Source organism: Lentzea alba (assembly GCF_047445655.1).
GTDB classification, from domain to species: domain Bacteria; phylum Actinomycetota; class Actinomycetes; order Mycobacteriales; family Pseudonocardiaceae; genus Lentzea; species Lentzea alba_A.
The window spans coordinates 1-14,825 of the sequence record NZ_JAJAEG010000071.1 but is presented as its reverse complement, the minus strand read 5'-3'; the positions used below and the strand labels follow the sequence as shown (position 1 = coordinate 14,825).

General features: G+C 63.7%; 9 protein-coding genes and 2 pseudogenes. 5 read left to right on the top strand and 6 right to left on the bottom strand.

The genetic code is table 11. The features are described from left to right. Positions 1–344, bottom strand: a 344-nt coding sequence (locus tag LFM09_RS49470) for a transposase (protein WP_414103618.1), incomplete at its 3' end; no start/stop codon positions are given. Here LFM09_RS49470 and LFM09_RS49465 point away from each other — a divergent pair. Both LFM09_RS49465 and LFM09_RS49460 read left to right on the top strand, forming a co-directional pair. Continuing rightward, positions 281–649, top strand: coding sequence for an IS110 family transposase (locus LFM09_RS49465; protein WP_414103617.1), 369 nt, complete (start codon positions 281–283; stop codon positions 647–649). The two genes, LFM09_RS49470 and LFM09_RS49465, sit on opposite strands and share 64 nt — an antisense overlap. Positions 650–1,048: 399 nt before the next feature. Next, complete coding sequence (locus LFM09_RS49460) at positions 1,049–1,798, top strand: SDR family NAD(P)-dependent oxidoreductase (protein WP_414103616.1); 750 nt, start codon at positions 1,049–1,051, stop codon at positions 1,796–1,798. 652 nt (positions 1,799–2,450) lie between these two features. On the opposite strand, the gene LFM09_RS49455 is transcribed toward LFM09_RS49460, so the two are convergent. The 5 genes and pseudogenes from LFM09_RS49455 to LFM09_RS49435 all read right to left on the bottom strand — a co-directional run. Beyond that, positions 2,451–2,765: a hypothetical protein gene (locus tag LFM09_RS49455; RefSeq protein ID WP_414103615.1), complete on the bottom strand. Its 315-nt coding sequence runs from the start codon at positions 2,763–2,765 to the stop codon at positions 2,451–2,453. Positions 2,766–3,590: 825 nt separating this feature from the next. Then, positions 3,591–4,172: a type VII secretion system-associated protein gene (locus LFM09_RS49450; protein WP_414103614.1), complete on the bottom strand. Its 582-nt coding sequence runs from the start codon at positions 4,170–4,172 to the stop codon at positions 3,591–3,593. Positions 4,173–4,273: 101 nt separating this feature from the next. Then, entirely contained in the window at positions 4,274–11,587 is a 7,314-nt protein-coding gene (locus tag LFM09_RS49445) for a hypothetical protein (RefSeq protein ID WP_414103613.1), read from the bottom strand. 846 nt (positions 11,588–12,433) lie between these two features. Beyond that, positions 12,434–12,817 (bottom strand): hypothetical protein, encoded by a 384-nt coding sequence (locus LFM09_RS49440; RefSeq protein WP_414103612.1) that lies wholly within the window; start codon positions 12,815–12,817, stop codon positions 12,434–12,436. A 50-nt stretch (positions 12,818–12,867) separates the two neighbouring features. After that, positions 12,868–13,077: pseudogene (locus LFM09_RS49435) on the bottom strand (transposase); the annotation flags it as partial. A 251-nt stretch (positions 13,078–13,328) separates the two neighbouring features. Here LFM09_RS49435 and LFM09_RS49430 point away from each other — a divergent pair. The 3 genes and pseudogenes from LFM09_RS49430 (at position 13,329) to LFM09_RS49420 (ending at position 14,542) form a co-directional block, all read left to right on the top strand. Then, positions 13,329–13,913, top strand: coding sequence for a transposase (locus LFM09_RS49430; protein ID WP_414103611.1), 585 nt, complete (start codon positions 13,329–13,331; stop codon positions 13,911–13,913). An 89-nt stretch (positions 13,914–14,002) separates the two neighbouring features. Next, a pseudogene (locus LFM09_RS49425) lies at positions 14,003–14,230 on the top strand (transposase); the annotation flags it as partial. A 21-nt stretch (positions 14,231–14,251) separates the two neighbouring features. Next, positions 14,252–14,542: an integrase core domain-containing protein gene (locus LFM09_RS49420; protein ID WP_414103610.1), complete on the top strand. Its 291-nt coding sequence runs from the start codon at positions 14,252–14,254 to the stop codon at positions 14,540–14,542. Positions 14,543–14,825 lie beyond the last annotated feature (283 nt).

Sequence of the window (14,825 nt, the reverse complement as noted above, 5' to 3'; positions counted from 1 at the left end):
CACGACGCCAGGTGCGCCGCGGTGGGGAAGCGGCTCATGTCGGCGCCGGTCTCGGCCACGAGTACCTGGGCGATGCGGGTGCTCACTCCGGGGATGGTGTCGAGTCGTTCGACGATGCCCTGAAACGGGGCGATCTCCTGTTCGATGCGCGCGGTGAGGCTGGTGATGGCGGCCTCGGCGGCGTCGATGCGGTTGAGCATGGTGCGGCAGATGAACGCGTGATGCTCGCTGAACCGGCCGACCAGCGCCTCGCGCAGGGCTGGGATCTTCGCCCGCATCCGTGCCCGCGCGTGTTCGGCGAGGATGTGTGGATCGCGTTCACCGGCGATCAGAGCGTCGATCACGTTGTGTGTTGTTTGACAGCCCTTTGCTGGGCCACCGCGAGTTCCCTGCGACCGACCACGGCTACCAACAGCTGTTGGATTGGATGTGCGGCCATGGACCCGTCGCCGTGATCGGGGTGGAGAACACCGGCTCGTTCGGCGCCACCCTGACCAGGTTCCTGACCAAAGCCGGTATCGGGGTCGTCGAAATGAACCAGCCCGACCGGCTGGCACGGCGCATGGACGGCAAGTCCGACCGCCTCGGCGCCGAGCAGATCAGCCAAGCAGTCCATGGGCAAACATCTACCGTGAGGTTCCCCCGGTAGCACGGAGACTTTGGTGTGCTCTGAGTCATCGGGGGAACTTCAGGGTGCCGCGTACGCCGTTGGGCGATCGTGATCACTCAGGTAGACAGTCGCCTCGACCTTGTGTGCGCACAGGTCGCAAGCAGCTGCGGTACAAGGAACGGCCCCGCATGGCACACGGGCCGACGCGCCCGAGAACACCCGAACCCCCGCCTCCCGAACCAGCGCTACCTTGGCGACCAAGCCGGTCAACGACCCGACGTTGGGGACAGACGAACACCGTGACACCCACAGGCATCTACGTGCCATCACGGTGAGAGGATCAGGCAAGACAGTAGGAGGTTCGTTCTCCCGTTCCGACCACATAAACCGGTTTGATTGGAGTTGTTGAACCGAACGAACCGAACAGGCGGTAGGAACATGTCAGTCGCAATCGTGACCGGTGGCAGCTCCGGCATCGGCCGAAGCACGGCCGAAGAGCTGGCGCGGCGAGGGTCCGCAGTGATCCTCACCTACAGCTCGAACGAGTCAGGCGCCATGCAGGCGGTCATGGCCATCGAGCAGAATGGCGGAACGGCTGTCGCCTTGCCGCTGGACGTAGGTCGCAGCGACACCTTCCTTGCCTTCCGCACCCAGGTCACCGAGGTGTTGAAGGGCTGGGACCGTGACTCGTTCGACATCCTGATCAACAACGCCGGCTTTGCTCAGCCCGCGCTGTTCGCGGACACAACCGAGGAACTGTTCGACAAGTTCTACCGTGTTCTGCTGAAGGGGCCGTTCTTCCTCACTCAGACCCTGCTCCCTCTGCTGGCCGACGGCGGGGCCGTGGTCAACACGTCGAGCAGCGCCACCGAACATGCCGAACCCGGATACTCGGGCTACGCCACCATGAAGGGAGCGTTGAAGGTCCTGACCCGCTTCTTGGCAAAGGAACTCAGCACGCGCCGCATCCGCGTCAACTCCGTCTCCCCCGGAGCCACCCGCACCAGGCTGGGCGACGACGCCTTCACCAAGTACCCCGAGGTGATCCCTGCGATCGCGGCCAAAACCGCTCTGGGACGAGTGGGTGAACCTGACGACGTAGCGATGGCGATCGCGGCGCTGGTTGGCGACGACGGACGGTGGATCACCGCGCAGAACATCGAGGTTTCCGGCGGGTACGAGCTGTAGCGCCGACGCCGGGCGGACATATCCGAAACACTTCCGCCCGGCTCGCCGCAGCTCGGATTGAGCCGACAGCGCCGATGCAGGCCGACCGTGCCGCCGATGAGCACCGACTGACTTCACAGGTGGCCTGACAGCATCTCACTGGACGCGTTCACCTCAGCACCATGATGCCGAAGACGCCCCGCGCGCATGAAGTCTCACGCGAAGCGCAGACCGATCGGGGAACCACGAGGCCAGGTGGCGGCACACGCCGCAGCCAGCACGACACCCCCGGTAAGCCCGATTCCAACGCTCCCCAAGTGCGTGAGATTGAATTCGCCACGGCTCACCAGCGAACGCGGCATNGAAGTCTCACGCGAAGCGCAGACCGATCGGGGAACCACGAGGCCAGGTGGCGGCACACGCCGCAGCCAGCACGACACCCCCGGTAAGCCCGATTCCAACGCTCCCCAAGTGCGTGAGATTGAATTCGCCACGGCTCACCAGCGAACGCGGCATCTGAGGTTCACCCCGAACGGTGGACAGGGGCGTAAGAAGTTCAGGCAGCTGCTCAGGGCAACTTCTCATGGTCGCTGGGACTGCGCATCCCGAGCTTGGCGTGCCGCTGCGGGATACTGTTGTATAAATGACCCAATTGTCAATCGTGGCAACGAGTTCAGCCTTCGAGGCGTAGACGTTCCTGTAAGTACTGCTCGTGTTTGAACGTCGACCAGAACGACTCTGCGGGGCAGTCGTCCAGCAGATCCCGGGCTGCGCCCATCGACCGGCGCAACCCATGCCGGAAGCAGGCCTGTGCGGTCAGGTTCGCCGTGTACTCGGCCTCGCCGCCGCGGTCGGAATGCAGGACTGTGCCACGACATTCGCCTCCGCAGGCGGCCACTGCGGCCTCGATCGCGGCGGCGACCATCTCCGCACTGATGTGGTCGGCGACGCTGTGGCCGAGCCCCTGTCGACGGAGCCGAATCGGCAATGGAGGACTTCCGCAGGTCCATCATGGCCGTGATGCAGGAGCCAGTCGCCTTCAGCGAACGCGCACCACGCCACGCGGCGGCGGTGGAGGCCCTCAAGGCGACTCACCCCGCGGTCTTCACCGGCTCGACTATCCCGTTCAACGCCGGCAGGATCGCAGAATTGCTGCGCGGCAGCCTCGCAGAATTCAACTCGACCGTCGGTACGTGGACCGCGACAGGCCCGCCCAGGTTTGTGGGGCGAAGCTCCGCTGACCCAGTACGGCGCGACTGACTCAGATGAGGACTTCGCCGAGGCGGTCATGTTCTACTTCCTCGAGCCGGATACGTTGCGAGACAAGGCGCCCAAACGCGCAGCGTTTATCGACGGCACGATCGCGAACTGGCCTCGTCGCACAGGAACTCCGTCCCTCGCCGCGATTCCGACACCGTTCCAGAGGGCATGGGGCTGGAGAGCGAAGAACTGGCCGACGAAGTCGTGCGCCAGCGCACGAGCCGGTCGTGATCACGCGCACCAGTGGCTTCGTTCACCGGACGTGACCAGTCACCGAAGGGTGCCCCATTCCCAGGATGCGGAGCTGGCGAACCTTTTCTCGGCACACATCGACCTGCTGACAGCCCCGAACTGCCCTTCTCAGGCACGTCGCCCGTGGTCGTGAGCGGCCAGCCGAGCGCGTCGACCAGACCTCGACCGTCAGGGGACGCGGAGTCCCGGGCCGACTCGATGTCAGGACCACGCCGAACAACGTCCGCCGTGCGGACCAAGAGCTGCGAACGTGGGCCCAGGAGACGCCGCAGGAGACCGTGGGAACTCCTCCGCGCAGGCGCTAATCCATCCGCTTCACGTTTTCCGGATCCTCGGCGCAGCAGAGTCGCACCGCCTCGGTCAACAGTCGAAACCGAAAGGGACTTCCAGGATTCAGCAGAATGTCGACCCCGTCGGGAATGAACTCAACCAAGTCATCCACCGTTGTCTCCAGCCAGCTTTCGTGTGATACGTTCTTTCGATGCAAGCCCGCCGTCACAACCGCTACGCACTGCGCGTCGTCGGGTGCCGGGCCGACAAGCAATTGATTGCGATCTGGCGTGACGGCCAGTTGCACGTAGGAATTTCGAAGCGTTGGAATAAGCGCATCCGCCGTAACGTCTCCACGCGCAATCAGCCTCAACACGGCATCAACAGGATCAGTGGCGCCGCCCTCCATCAGGGGAACATACTCTGGATTCGCCTCGAACAGGCCAGGATCTCCATTTTCGTCCAAGCGCCAGCCTCCTGCCATCACATGCGGGGGTGGTGCTTCGTCAACAGATTCAGGGTTCCAGCCAGGGTCCACGAGCATGGCCCAATCGTTTCGCACCACGGCATTCATTTCCGAACCATTGCCCACAGTCCCCGAAGCCTGATTCACGACACCTCAACTTCCATCCAGTTCACGACACGATCAGAATTGCCATGCCGCCGCGGAGTTTCACGAAATTTAAACTAGCCGGTTCCGGTTCTCAAGTTCTATCACACAGAAGTTACCTTGCTGAACACTCCGCGCACGGACCTTCCATGCCGGTCAACAGTTGGCTCTACTCCGTGCCAGGAATGTTCGCCGTTCTCGCCGAGCAGACTGATCACCCTCCCTGTGGGTGCGTAGAAGTTACCGAGGTGCCCAAGCCGGCGGAGCTCCGCCGAGGAGGCACCAGCCAATCCGGTTTCGTGATGACCTGCGAATGATGTCAGTTTGACAACGTCGCGCGACGGATTCACACTTGACGCGGTCTGAAAGAATCCGTTGCTGCCAATCAGTCGACCAAAGGTGCTGCCGCTAACACGGACCTGACGAAACCCGCTGGCACCATTGCGCTTCGGCGTCACTATCGAAATGGTGGCATACCCTTCTTCGGAGCCCGTTGCATAAACATAGAACGGCTCCGTCCAGGGCGCACGCGTCTGGCGCTGTGGATCACTCGGGCTGTTCGTCGCGCGCGCGCTCTGCACATAATATTTATCCAAGTTCCGATACGGAGCACTTGCCCACGCAACGATGGAGTCCACCTGAAGATCAGGTAGCGGGAAACCGATTCCGACAACTTCGCCGCTGCTCCCGCGCAGCACCTCTGTCCAGACCTGCGCTGCCCGGAAGTGCTGCTGACCACCTCCGGACGTCCAACCCGAGAGAGCAGGATCAGTAACCAAGCGGAATACCCCAGCCACCTGCCGTCCCACACTGTCAACGGTCGGCTGAACAGCGTAGAACGACTGGGTGTCGAGTGGGTTACGCGCCTGCGGGTCGTTCTCGTACCGATTCACCTCATCAGGGGTTCGCCCGATCACGGTGAACGCCCGGCCGATACCTGTTGGCGCCCATACGGGCCCTTGGTAACCAGCGTCAGACAGGGCGCCAACCGATTCTCGCGCGGCCGCACTTTCGGGCGCGCCGCTATGACACGAAAGGTATACAACAGGTCTCGGCGGCGCAGACAGCAGCATTCTGAAGTGATGGTTTTCCATCAACAGGCGCGCGTGTTCCGCGCCACTGATCTCCACGACTTCCCACATCTGCTGGACACCAGGTCGACCGAAGTCGACCGCGACCTCAAAATAATCAGTGCTTCCGTGGCTGTCTACATAGAAAGGAACACCACTCAAATCTGCATGAGATCTCCAAGGAGTCGACACCCTGCTCTGTGACGAGATCCGCATGAGGGTGTCCTTTCTCGGCCTGCGCTCAAGAGCCGAGTCCCAGTCGGCGACGTATGACCAGTCACTGGTTCGAAATTCCCGGCCCGCCCATTTCAACATCGCCTTTCCATCTCCCGCCGGACCAGCACTTTCGCTCGACGGATAGCACAGCCCTACGACATCGCCGTTGTGGTCCCTCAACACCTCGAAATAGACTTGCTCGGGAGCGAATTTGACCTCAGCGCCCCTGAGTTTTCCTCGCACGACTGTGCTACGAGAAGTTGAGCCCAGCCTCGACGAAAACGCACCGATCACAGAATTACCCAAGAAACGCAAGGAGTCGAAAGAATAGCCACGGCCACGCGAACCGGAAGTAGATCCCTGATAGTTGGCCGAGCGGGAGTACGCCGCACTCAGATGAGTGAAGTTGCCCGCAGATGGATTCATGCCCCGATCCCAAGCGGGGTGCGGGCCGGTTCGACTGGGACCCGGATTCGAAGGGCCTCGTTGCGGAAGAACCGTCCAGGGCGCCGGGTCTGTGACGTTGCTGGTGAGTGGCGTCGCGGCCAGCACGGTGACAAATTCGCCGTGCACCGGAATTCCGCGTCGATCACTTGCTGCCGCAACACCTTGCCATGAGTGCCGACCCGTTCCGTCGATATAACTGGTGACTCTACCAGTAGGAGCATAGAAGCCGCCGACATGCCCGAGTCGGCGAAGTTCCGCTGAGGCGGAAATCGCTACGCCGGTTTCGTTGTGTCCAGCGTGCGGCACGATGTTTACGACGTCACGCGAGGGATCTGCGCTTGAAGCGGTTTGGAAGAACCCGTTAGCGCCGATCAGACGGCCGAAATTGGCTCCATTCACGCGTATTTGACTGTAGAGGTTGGATCCGTTGGGCGCCGGAGTAGCGATCGAGAGGGTCACATACCCATCTATGGACGCTGTGGCGTAAATATAGAACGGGTTTGTCCATGGCGCCCGGGACACACGCTGCGGATTGGCCATGTCGCGTGGGTCGCCCGCGTTCGGCGTGTAGATCGTGTCCAGATGCCGATGAGGCACGCTGGCCACTGCGTGAAAATTTCGAAGATCGTCTTGCCCCAAGGGGAATCCGATTCCGATGACTTCTCCACCGTGACCACGCAGCACAGTCGTCCAGATCTGTGCCGAACGGAAAGAACGCTGGGTTCCGTCGGATGCCCAACCCGACACAAGAGGGTTGCTGACCAGGCGCAATATCCCCGCCACTCGCTGGCCAGCGCTGTCAAGTGCAGGCATAACAGAAAGGAACGATTGAGCGCCAATCAGCCTGCGTTCAATCGGGTTTGTCTCAAATGGGTTTTCGGTGCAGTCTACCATCCTGTTGATCACGGCGCGCCCTGTCGGCGCCCACACTGATCCTCGATAACCAGCGTCGTACACGACGCCCACCGACTCCCACGCCGCTCCTGCTTCGGGTGCACCGGTTTCGCAGGAAAGGTAGACCACAGGTCGCGATGGCTGAGAGAGCAGCGCTCTGAAGTACTGGTTGCTCAGCAGTAGCCGCGCATGTTCCTTTCCTCTGATCCCTACGCTTACCCACATCGCAGAGGCACCCGGTGGAGCGAAGTTGACCGCAACCTTGAATGTGTTTTTGTCTCCGTGGCTGTCGACATAGAAGGGTACGGAGCTCAATGCTGGCCGAAATGTCCACGGCGAAGGCGCTCTGCGGTGTGACGCGAGCTGCATCAATTCATCGGACGCCGACGCCCAGGCAGGAAGATTGTTCCAGTTCGGAATGTACATCCGATCACTGGTTCGGAATTGTCGAGCAGCCCACAACCCCATCTGCTGGCCGTCGAAGAACGGGTCCCCGCCGGGCAGGTTCGGCGCCTCTGACGGATAACTCAGTCCCACAATTTCGCCGCGATGATCTCTCAGTAGAATTGTATATACCTGATTGGGAACGAACTCGACTTGGGCCCCATTTGCAGCAACTTCCCCCTGAATGGGTGGCGGTCCAGGAGCCGGGCGCCGAGCCGTTGTGACCGGGTCGATCATCGCGGGACCGAAAGTTTGTCCGTGGCCGAACGAATAGCTTCCTCCGTACTGCGACCACCTGCCTATTTCGATCCAATCCGGACGTGCATCCGCACCATGCTGATCAGCCTCGCCCGTCGACTGGAGAACGGGCTCCGCACCGGAGCCGATCGAGGTGCCGATCCACGCACGCTGCCCGGAGGTGCCTGCGGTGGCATCGCCACGGTCCCGCTCGTGGTCTGCGGCGCCGGTCGAGTCCACGTCAGGCGAGAGCCGGTCAGCAGGGTCCGTCAAGATCTGCACGTCGGTACTGGTCTTGACCGCGGTTCGCACCGGTGGACCGCTGACAGTCAGCATCGGCTCCGGCAGCGACGAGGCGATCGGCTCCGCCACGGAGCTGGGTGTCGACGTGGCCGTGACGGGGACGGTGGTGGTCGAGTTCGTGTCGGCACCGCCCTGTGACCAGGCTTGTCGCTGCGGCGGCGAGGTGGCCTGCACCTCCCGCACCGGCGCGGCCGCGCCGTCCTGTCCGCCTTGGGCCCGCGCCCGCACGCCCACCAGCCTGCTCGCGATGTCGGCGGAGTAGCGGCGGGCAGCGGTCTCGCCGAACTGAGCAAGGAGGACCGCCACGTTGTTCAGGAGCGCCAGGTGCACGCTCGCGAACGAGTGATCTCCGTCAGGCTCGGGGTTCGGGTGGCTCTCGGCCACGATCGCCGCCGCACGCCCCACGATGTCCTCGACTTCGTGCTGGGACATCTGCTGAAACGCGCCGCGCGCCGACCTGGAGTCCTCGAGCACTTGCTGGACGGTGTCCGGGTCCAGTGGTTCCCCTGTCGGCGCCAGAACGACTGGCACCGCCCACGCGGCCGGCACGACGTGGTGTCCCGCTGTCGCGTCGCTGGTGATCTCGATCTGGGCCCGCACCTCTGCCGGCAGCCGGTGATACCCGGCGACTCCGCGGAACAGGTTCGGATGTTCTCCGGAGCGCACCCGTTCCACGGCCGCAGCCAGCACCAGATCGGACCGGGCTCCTTCGTTCGCGATGTGCTCGACGGCGGTGAAGTCGAGCAGGCCTGTCTCGATCAACTGTCGTTCAAGCGTGCCCCACACCCTCACCGCTCGGTCGACCACCGAGAACAGCGGGATGGTTTCGGCATATCGCGTGCGCACGTCGTAGGTCTTGTAGGGCCAGTGCGGCATCTGCTGGATGACGTCGTCGACCGTCATCCGCGCCACGGCCGGGACGCCGCCGACGACGACCACGTTGCCGCCTCCGAGCACGATGGTCTGCGTCAGGTCAAGCCCAGTCCGATGATCCGTGCCCACCTTGGTGACCAGGACGTCGGTGACGCCGAGCACTTCCACGGCGGGCATCGTCGCGCTCGCCACGCGGTGCAGCCCCTCAGTGATCGACTCGCCGTTCGCGGTCGACGCCGCGTAACAGATGATCTGGTGGAACAGCCGGACATCGCGATCGCGGTTCGCCCGCTGGAAGGCTGCGGTGGCCAGCACCACCTTGCCGAAGGCACGAGGGGAGAGTTTGGCTCTCCGGAATCCGCCATTCCGTTCGATCCACACCGATACCGCGCCCGGCATCCCGTGCGCGTTCACGAAGAACGTCTTGCCCTGGACCGGGTGGGCGACAGTGACCACCGATCTCGCCAAGTCGGTGCCGTCACGGTCGTCGTCCCCGAGCACGTGCGTGACGTCGTGCCCGCCGGCACGAGCCCACCGCTCGGCTCGCGTCGACTCGTCGGTGGGGATGAACGTGGCTCCGATGACCTCGTCGGTGCCGGTCGCCCGGAGTTCCCGGGTGAACACCTCACCAGGCCGGAAGTAGACAGTGCGCCCGTTGTCAGCGGTCCCTGCCAACAACTCTTCGGACGAGCTCGCCGGTGTGGCAAAGAGCGCTTGTAGCGCAGACAAGACTCCGTGTCGCTGATTCGTCTCCGGCCACGAGGCGGCGAGCATGCCGCCGTCTTCCTGAGACCAGACCCCCGGTGCTACCACCTCGGTAGCCGGCGTCGGCCCTGTCTCCTGCCCGATGACACCCTCCGCGGCGGCGATCGGTCCGCCCAGGGCGCCAACCAGATTGCCGGCAGGCAGGTTTTCCGGCTGCGTCGCAGCGTTGGACTGCGCGGTCGCGATGCTCGTCGCGGGCGCTGGAGCCGACGGTTGCCGGGCAGTCGTGTTCGGGCCAGAGGCTGTTGCGGTGGTCGAGGCCGAGGTGGCTGGCGCGTGTGCTGTGGTCTGCTGCGCCGCTGCGGCCTGAATCCCCGCCTCCGCCGATGGCCGGCCGGACAACTCGGTCGAGTCCCCGGGCAGTGGTGGTCGCCCACCTGGCGGCATCTCTCCGGAGGTCTGTGCGTTCTGCGGCAGCGGGTTCGACATTGCCGACGCGACGCGCTGCGCGTTGTTCGTTGAGGTGTCCGGCGTCGGCGGCGAGTTCGGTGTCGTGGAAGTGATGGCCGACGTCGACGCGGTCGAACCCGAACCGGACGCAGTAGTGCTGGGGGCAGCCACGGGCGCACCGGATGGCGGCGTCGCCACGTTCGACTGCAACGAAATCTGTGAGGCGGCCACAATGGACGCCGGTGGCGGAGGTTGTGTCGATGTCTGGGCCAACTCCACAGTGGACATGGAGTTCGGTGCGAGCGAGCCCCGTTCATCGAGGTGGTTGTCCGTGTTCAGGGGCAGCGGCCCAGACTGGACGGGCGTGTTCGGCAGCGAGTTCTGCGCCGAGGTTTGGGGCGACTGCGGCACATTCGTCGACGAGGTACTGCTTGGTAGCTGCGGTGCACGGGTCTGTGGAGTGCCGAGCACGGGCGCGTTGCCTGACTCGGAAACGACACCGAGGCCACTGACGTTCGTACCTGTGCCGCTGTTTCCGCCGGCACCGGCGCTGGTGTCGGCGGAGGTTCCGGTCGGCTGGGCGTGGGTTGGTGGGTTTCCGGTCCTGCCGTCATAGGCCGGGGGAGGGTCGTAGGCGGGTGGCGCGCTCTCGGTCCAGGTCTTGTCGTCGTGTCCGGCCGGGGTGCCGAACCCGGTTTCTTTGCCGGGTGCCTCGGTCCCGGCACTACCACCGCCCAGGCCCGTGCCCGTACCGCCGGTTGTTGTTGTTGTTGTTGTTGCGTCGATGATGATGTCGCCGGGGCCTTCGAGCCGGTCCCGCGAGAGGCGCAGGTCACGATCATGTTTCCACCGGTGCAACGCCGACATGCCCGCGCCGGAGACAACACCGTTGACCACGCCCTTCCAGATGTCCCCTGGATCGCCCCCCTCCGGAATCGTGATCGCGCCGACGAACACCTCGGTCGCGCCCTCGACACCGCCCGCCGTCACCCAGTGCCCGGCCCACCGCGGCCGGAACACCGCGATCCCGCCCCCCAACAACCCCGCGAACCCACCCGCCGCCGCCCCGTACTTGAACGAGTCGAGTGTGTCGTCCCACTCCCACGCCTTGTCGCTTTCCAGGCTCTGCCACACCTGCACGATCGCGTCCTGATACACCTCCTCCAAACCCTCGTCCAGCACCTCCTTGGCCATCAACGCGACAACACCACTCACCGCCGTCGTCGCCGTCGTCACCGCGACCTGGTCAACCGAACGGCCCACCACACCCGAGCCCGCCCGCACCACCGTCTGCAACGCCCGCGCGATCCAGTCCGCGAACCGCTGGAAGATCAACCGCACAACACCCTGCATCATCCCGATGAACGGCCCGATCAACGGCCACTCGAACGGATCCACCCACATGCGGATGATCTCGGTCGCCGCGAACACCATCTGCACGATCATCGAGATCTTCGCGCCCTGCACGTTCAGCGAATAACCCCGCGCCATCTCCGCCAGATCACGCGCGCCATTCGCATAAAAAGCAGGCTGCTCCGCCAAACGCTCACCATAACGCCAAAAAGCACGACCCACCGTCGGATCAACATGATTCACCACATCACGCAAGGCCAGCACAAGACCCGACACCACACCATCGAGATCATCCGCGGCCTCGAGCAACGCCTCATGAACCTGCCAAACATCCCCCTCCATACCAGGAGGCCAATCCCCACCCGCGAGAATGATGAAGATCCAGTTCAAATCCGAGGGCACAGTCATGTTGCCGTGAACAGCCATCAGCCACCCCCGACAACACAACGGAAATCCGACAGAGACGTCTGCCTCCGCCAGACCCCCGCCACCCTCATCACACCACTACCTTCACTCGATGGTTACGCGCGTCCAGCACGCTCGACTAGCAGAGATGGCACCCATGCACGCAACTGAGCAGGGCCCGCCCCGCACAACCTGTTGCTCCATCAGCACCACAACGGATCGCAGCACGCGCAGACCTCGCTGCGAGACCACCAACGAACCGACCACGGCCAGTCAGCCTGACCAACGAGCACAGCTTGCGTCACTCAAGGAGAAGCTCCCCAGCGCGAACTCAGTTCAAGTAGGACGAAGTCTGCACTTCCGCACTCCGCGCGGCAGGGCAGGGCCGGGCAGGGTCGATATGGCGAACGACGAACCAGGCCCGATAGCGCGGTCGACGATCCACAATCATGCAGTACCGCAACAGGCGATCCCACAGAATCGACGTGCAGTTAAGTGATACGGAACCTGCCTTTAGGTGCACCTTAAGCATCAACTGAACATGTCACACGACTCTCATCGCGCACAGAAATCGAGCTATGCCCGCAATGACACGGATCCCGTCCCTTCAAGGCAAGGATCCGCCCAGAAGTTCTCTGGTGTTGAACACCCGACGGCGTGGCCGGGACCCCATGGACGGTGTGGCCGCGGCACACTGGCGACCGCGGACACCTCCTGGCGCACCAGCCAACGAAGGCGAGTCGTCTCAGATCACACGCCTGGGCACTGTCGACCTCGGCGACGGTGTGGTGGGCGCGCTCGTGCACCAGATCGTCCACACCGCGTCGGCCGGCCCGCTCACTCGTGGCGCAGACGATCTACGGAATGCTACTGATGGCTTGTTCCGAGATTCTCACGCATGAGGTCGCGGAGTTTCACCAACGCGTGCTCGAAGTCGTCGTCCGACTCCTTGACGACCGGTGATGGCGCCCGGTGACTGAGCACCAACGAGTGCCACCGGCCCGCAGCAACGGACACGGCGGCAAGCAGGCCATCGGCGAGCTTGGGAGCATGCAGTTCGACGAAGGCGGCGGCTTTCTTCAGCTCGTTCAACCGACCTTCCAGCGCATCCAGGTCCACGCTCGCGCGACCGGCGCCCTGGAAGGCGCGCGCGGCCACGAGGAACTTCGTGCAGGCGTCTTCACGAGCCTGTAGCTGACGTTCGTCGCGCTTGGCGTCACGGTCGATCAGGGCGAGCTTGCGCTGGTTCACGCCACCGACCCATTGGGCGCTGATCGAGGCGCTCAGAGTGGCGAACAGCCTGGCTCGGCTCGCAGGGTCGCGAGGTCGGCCAGGCAGTCCCCGCCCACGGCCAGCGCGATCGCCAGATCACACACGATCTTGCCGGGATCGTGGACCGCGGTCGGCCTCCGCCACGGGTCCAGCACTGTCGACAGCGCCTGGTCCAGGCCGGTCTTGCGCACGGTCTCCACCAGCAACATCGTCATGACCTGCGCGACCCCGGTCACGATGTCCCCGAACCTGCCTCAGATCCTGTTGCGTCGCTGGACGTCGAGCAGATCGCGGTCGCCGCGGACATTGACCGTGTCGAGGCGCATGCCGTGGTCGTCCGCATCCCGTGAGCACCATCAGGCGGTGCGGCGGCTGTTAGCCCAGGGTGAGTCAATCAGCGGGATCTCCCGGTCGCTGCGGCTGGATCGCAAGACCGTCCGGCGGTTCGCTCGGGTCGCGAACGTTGACCAGTTGCTGATCAAGCAACGGGATGGCCGCCCTGGGCCACTGGAACGCTTCAAACCGTACCTGCACGAGCGGTGGAACCAGGGTTGCACCACGGCGACGTCCTGCTGGCCGAGATCCGCGAGCAGGGCTACACCGGCAGCTATCCGGCCCGAACCCGATACCTCCGTCTCTTTCGGACAGTCGGCGCCGCACCACCGTCCACCCCAGCCCCACCGAAGGTCAGAGATGTGATCCGCTGGATGCTGCACCACCCCCCGACAACCTCGGCGACCTGGAACGCAACCAGCTCAAGGAGATCCTGACCCGCAGCTCGGCCCTGGAGAGGCTGGCCTACCACGTCACGTCCTTCGCGGAGATGATGACCGGACTGCACGGTGACCGACTCGATGACTGGATCACTGCCGTGCAAGCCGATGATCTCCCGTACCTGCACTCGTTCACCGCCGGGCTCACACGTGACCACGCCGCGGTCGTCAACGGACTCACGACGCACCACAACTCCGGTCCGGTCGAAGGCGCCGTGTCACGCTTGAAGTCAATCAAGAGAAGCATGTACGGGAGGGCGAAGTTCGACCTGCTCCGCAAGAAGATCCTCTGCCGCGTCTGACCCGCCATCAGCCATGTCGATCACCAAATCAGCAACAGGACCACAATCGATTAGCGCCATCAACACCCTGGAGATGGGGGCCGTGGACCCCCACTCGCCCCTGGCAGAGACCGACGAACGAGAACACCAACGGGCTGCTGCGCCAGTACTTCCCGAAGGGCACCGACCTCTCCCGCTGGTCCCCCGACGACCTCGAAGCCGTCGCTCTTGCGCTCAACAACCGGCCCCGAAAGAGCCTTGACTGGAAGACTCCAGCCGAGGTCTTCGAGCAACAGCTACGCTCGCTCCAACAACCCGGTGTTGCAACGACAGGTTGAACTCAAGCAAAATATCTCGCGGTGCGCTACACCCAGCGTCTGGCCGAGGCCGGCGCTGTGGCATCCGTTGGCAGCAAAGGAGATTCCTACGGCAACGCCATGGCCGAGGCGTTCAACTCGATCTTCAAAGCCGAACTGGTCCGCAACAAGGGACCCTGGCGCGGCACCGACGACCTCGAGATCGCTGTCGCCGAGTACATCGACTGGTACAACCACCGGCGCCTGCACGGCGAACTCGGCCTGATCCCGCCCGTGGAACACGAGACCAACCATCACCACACAACCGCACCCGTCCCGACACCAAGCGCGTAATCACACCCTCCATCAAACCCGGTGTCCACTGCCCAGGGTGAACCTCAATCCGCTAAGCCCTACAGCGCGATCCGATCATGGCAGGCGAAACCAGGGCTGTGGAGGTTGGAGAAATCAACCTCCCGCGAACCGCAGAAGACAGCCCCTCCACTCCGTTGGCCTCCGGATGCTCGGCGTCCGCCAACTCATCACGCAACAGCACTGCGTGCCGCGCGACACTGTCCTAAACAACGACCTTCTGGGGACTGTAAAAAGAGCGGTGTAACTCCCGATCATGGAAGTG

Excerpts from the sequence above, each read along its gene's own strand:
- LFM09_RS49460 (WP_414103616.1), top strand. The coding sequence starts at position 1,049 with ATGTCAGTCGCAATCGTGACCGGTGGCAGCTCCGGCATCGGCCGAAGC.
- LFM09_RS49445 (WP_414103613.1), bottom strand. The coding sequence starts at position 11,587 with ATGGCTGTTCACGGCAACATGACTGTGCCCTCGGATTTGAACTGGATC.
- LFM09_RS49430 (WP_414103611.1), top strand. The coding sequence starts at position 13,329 with ATGGCCGCCCTGGGCCACTGGAACGCTTCAAACCGTACCTGCACGAGC.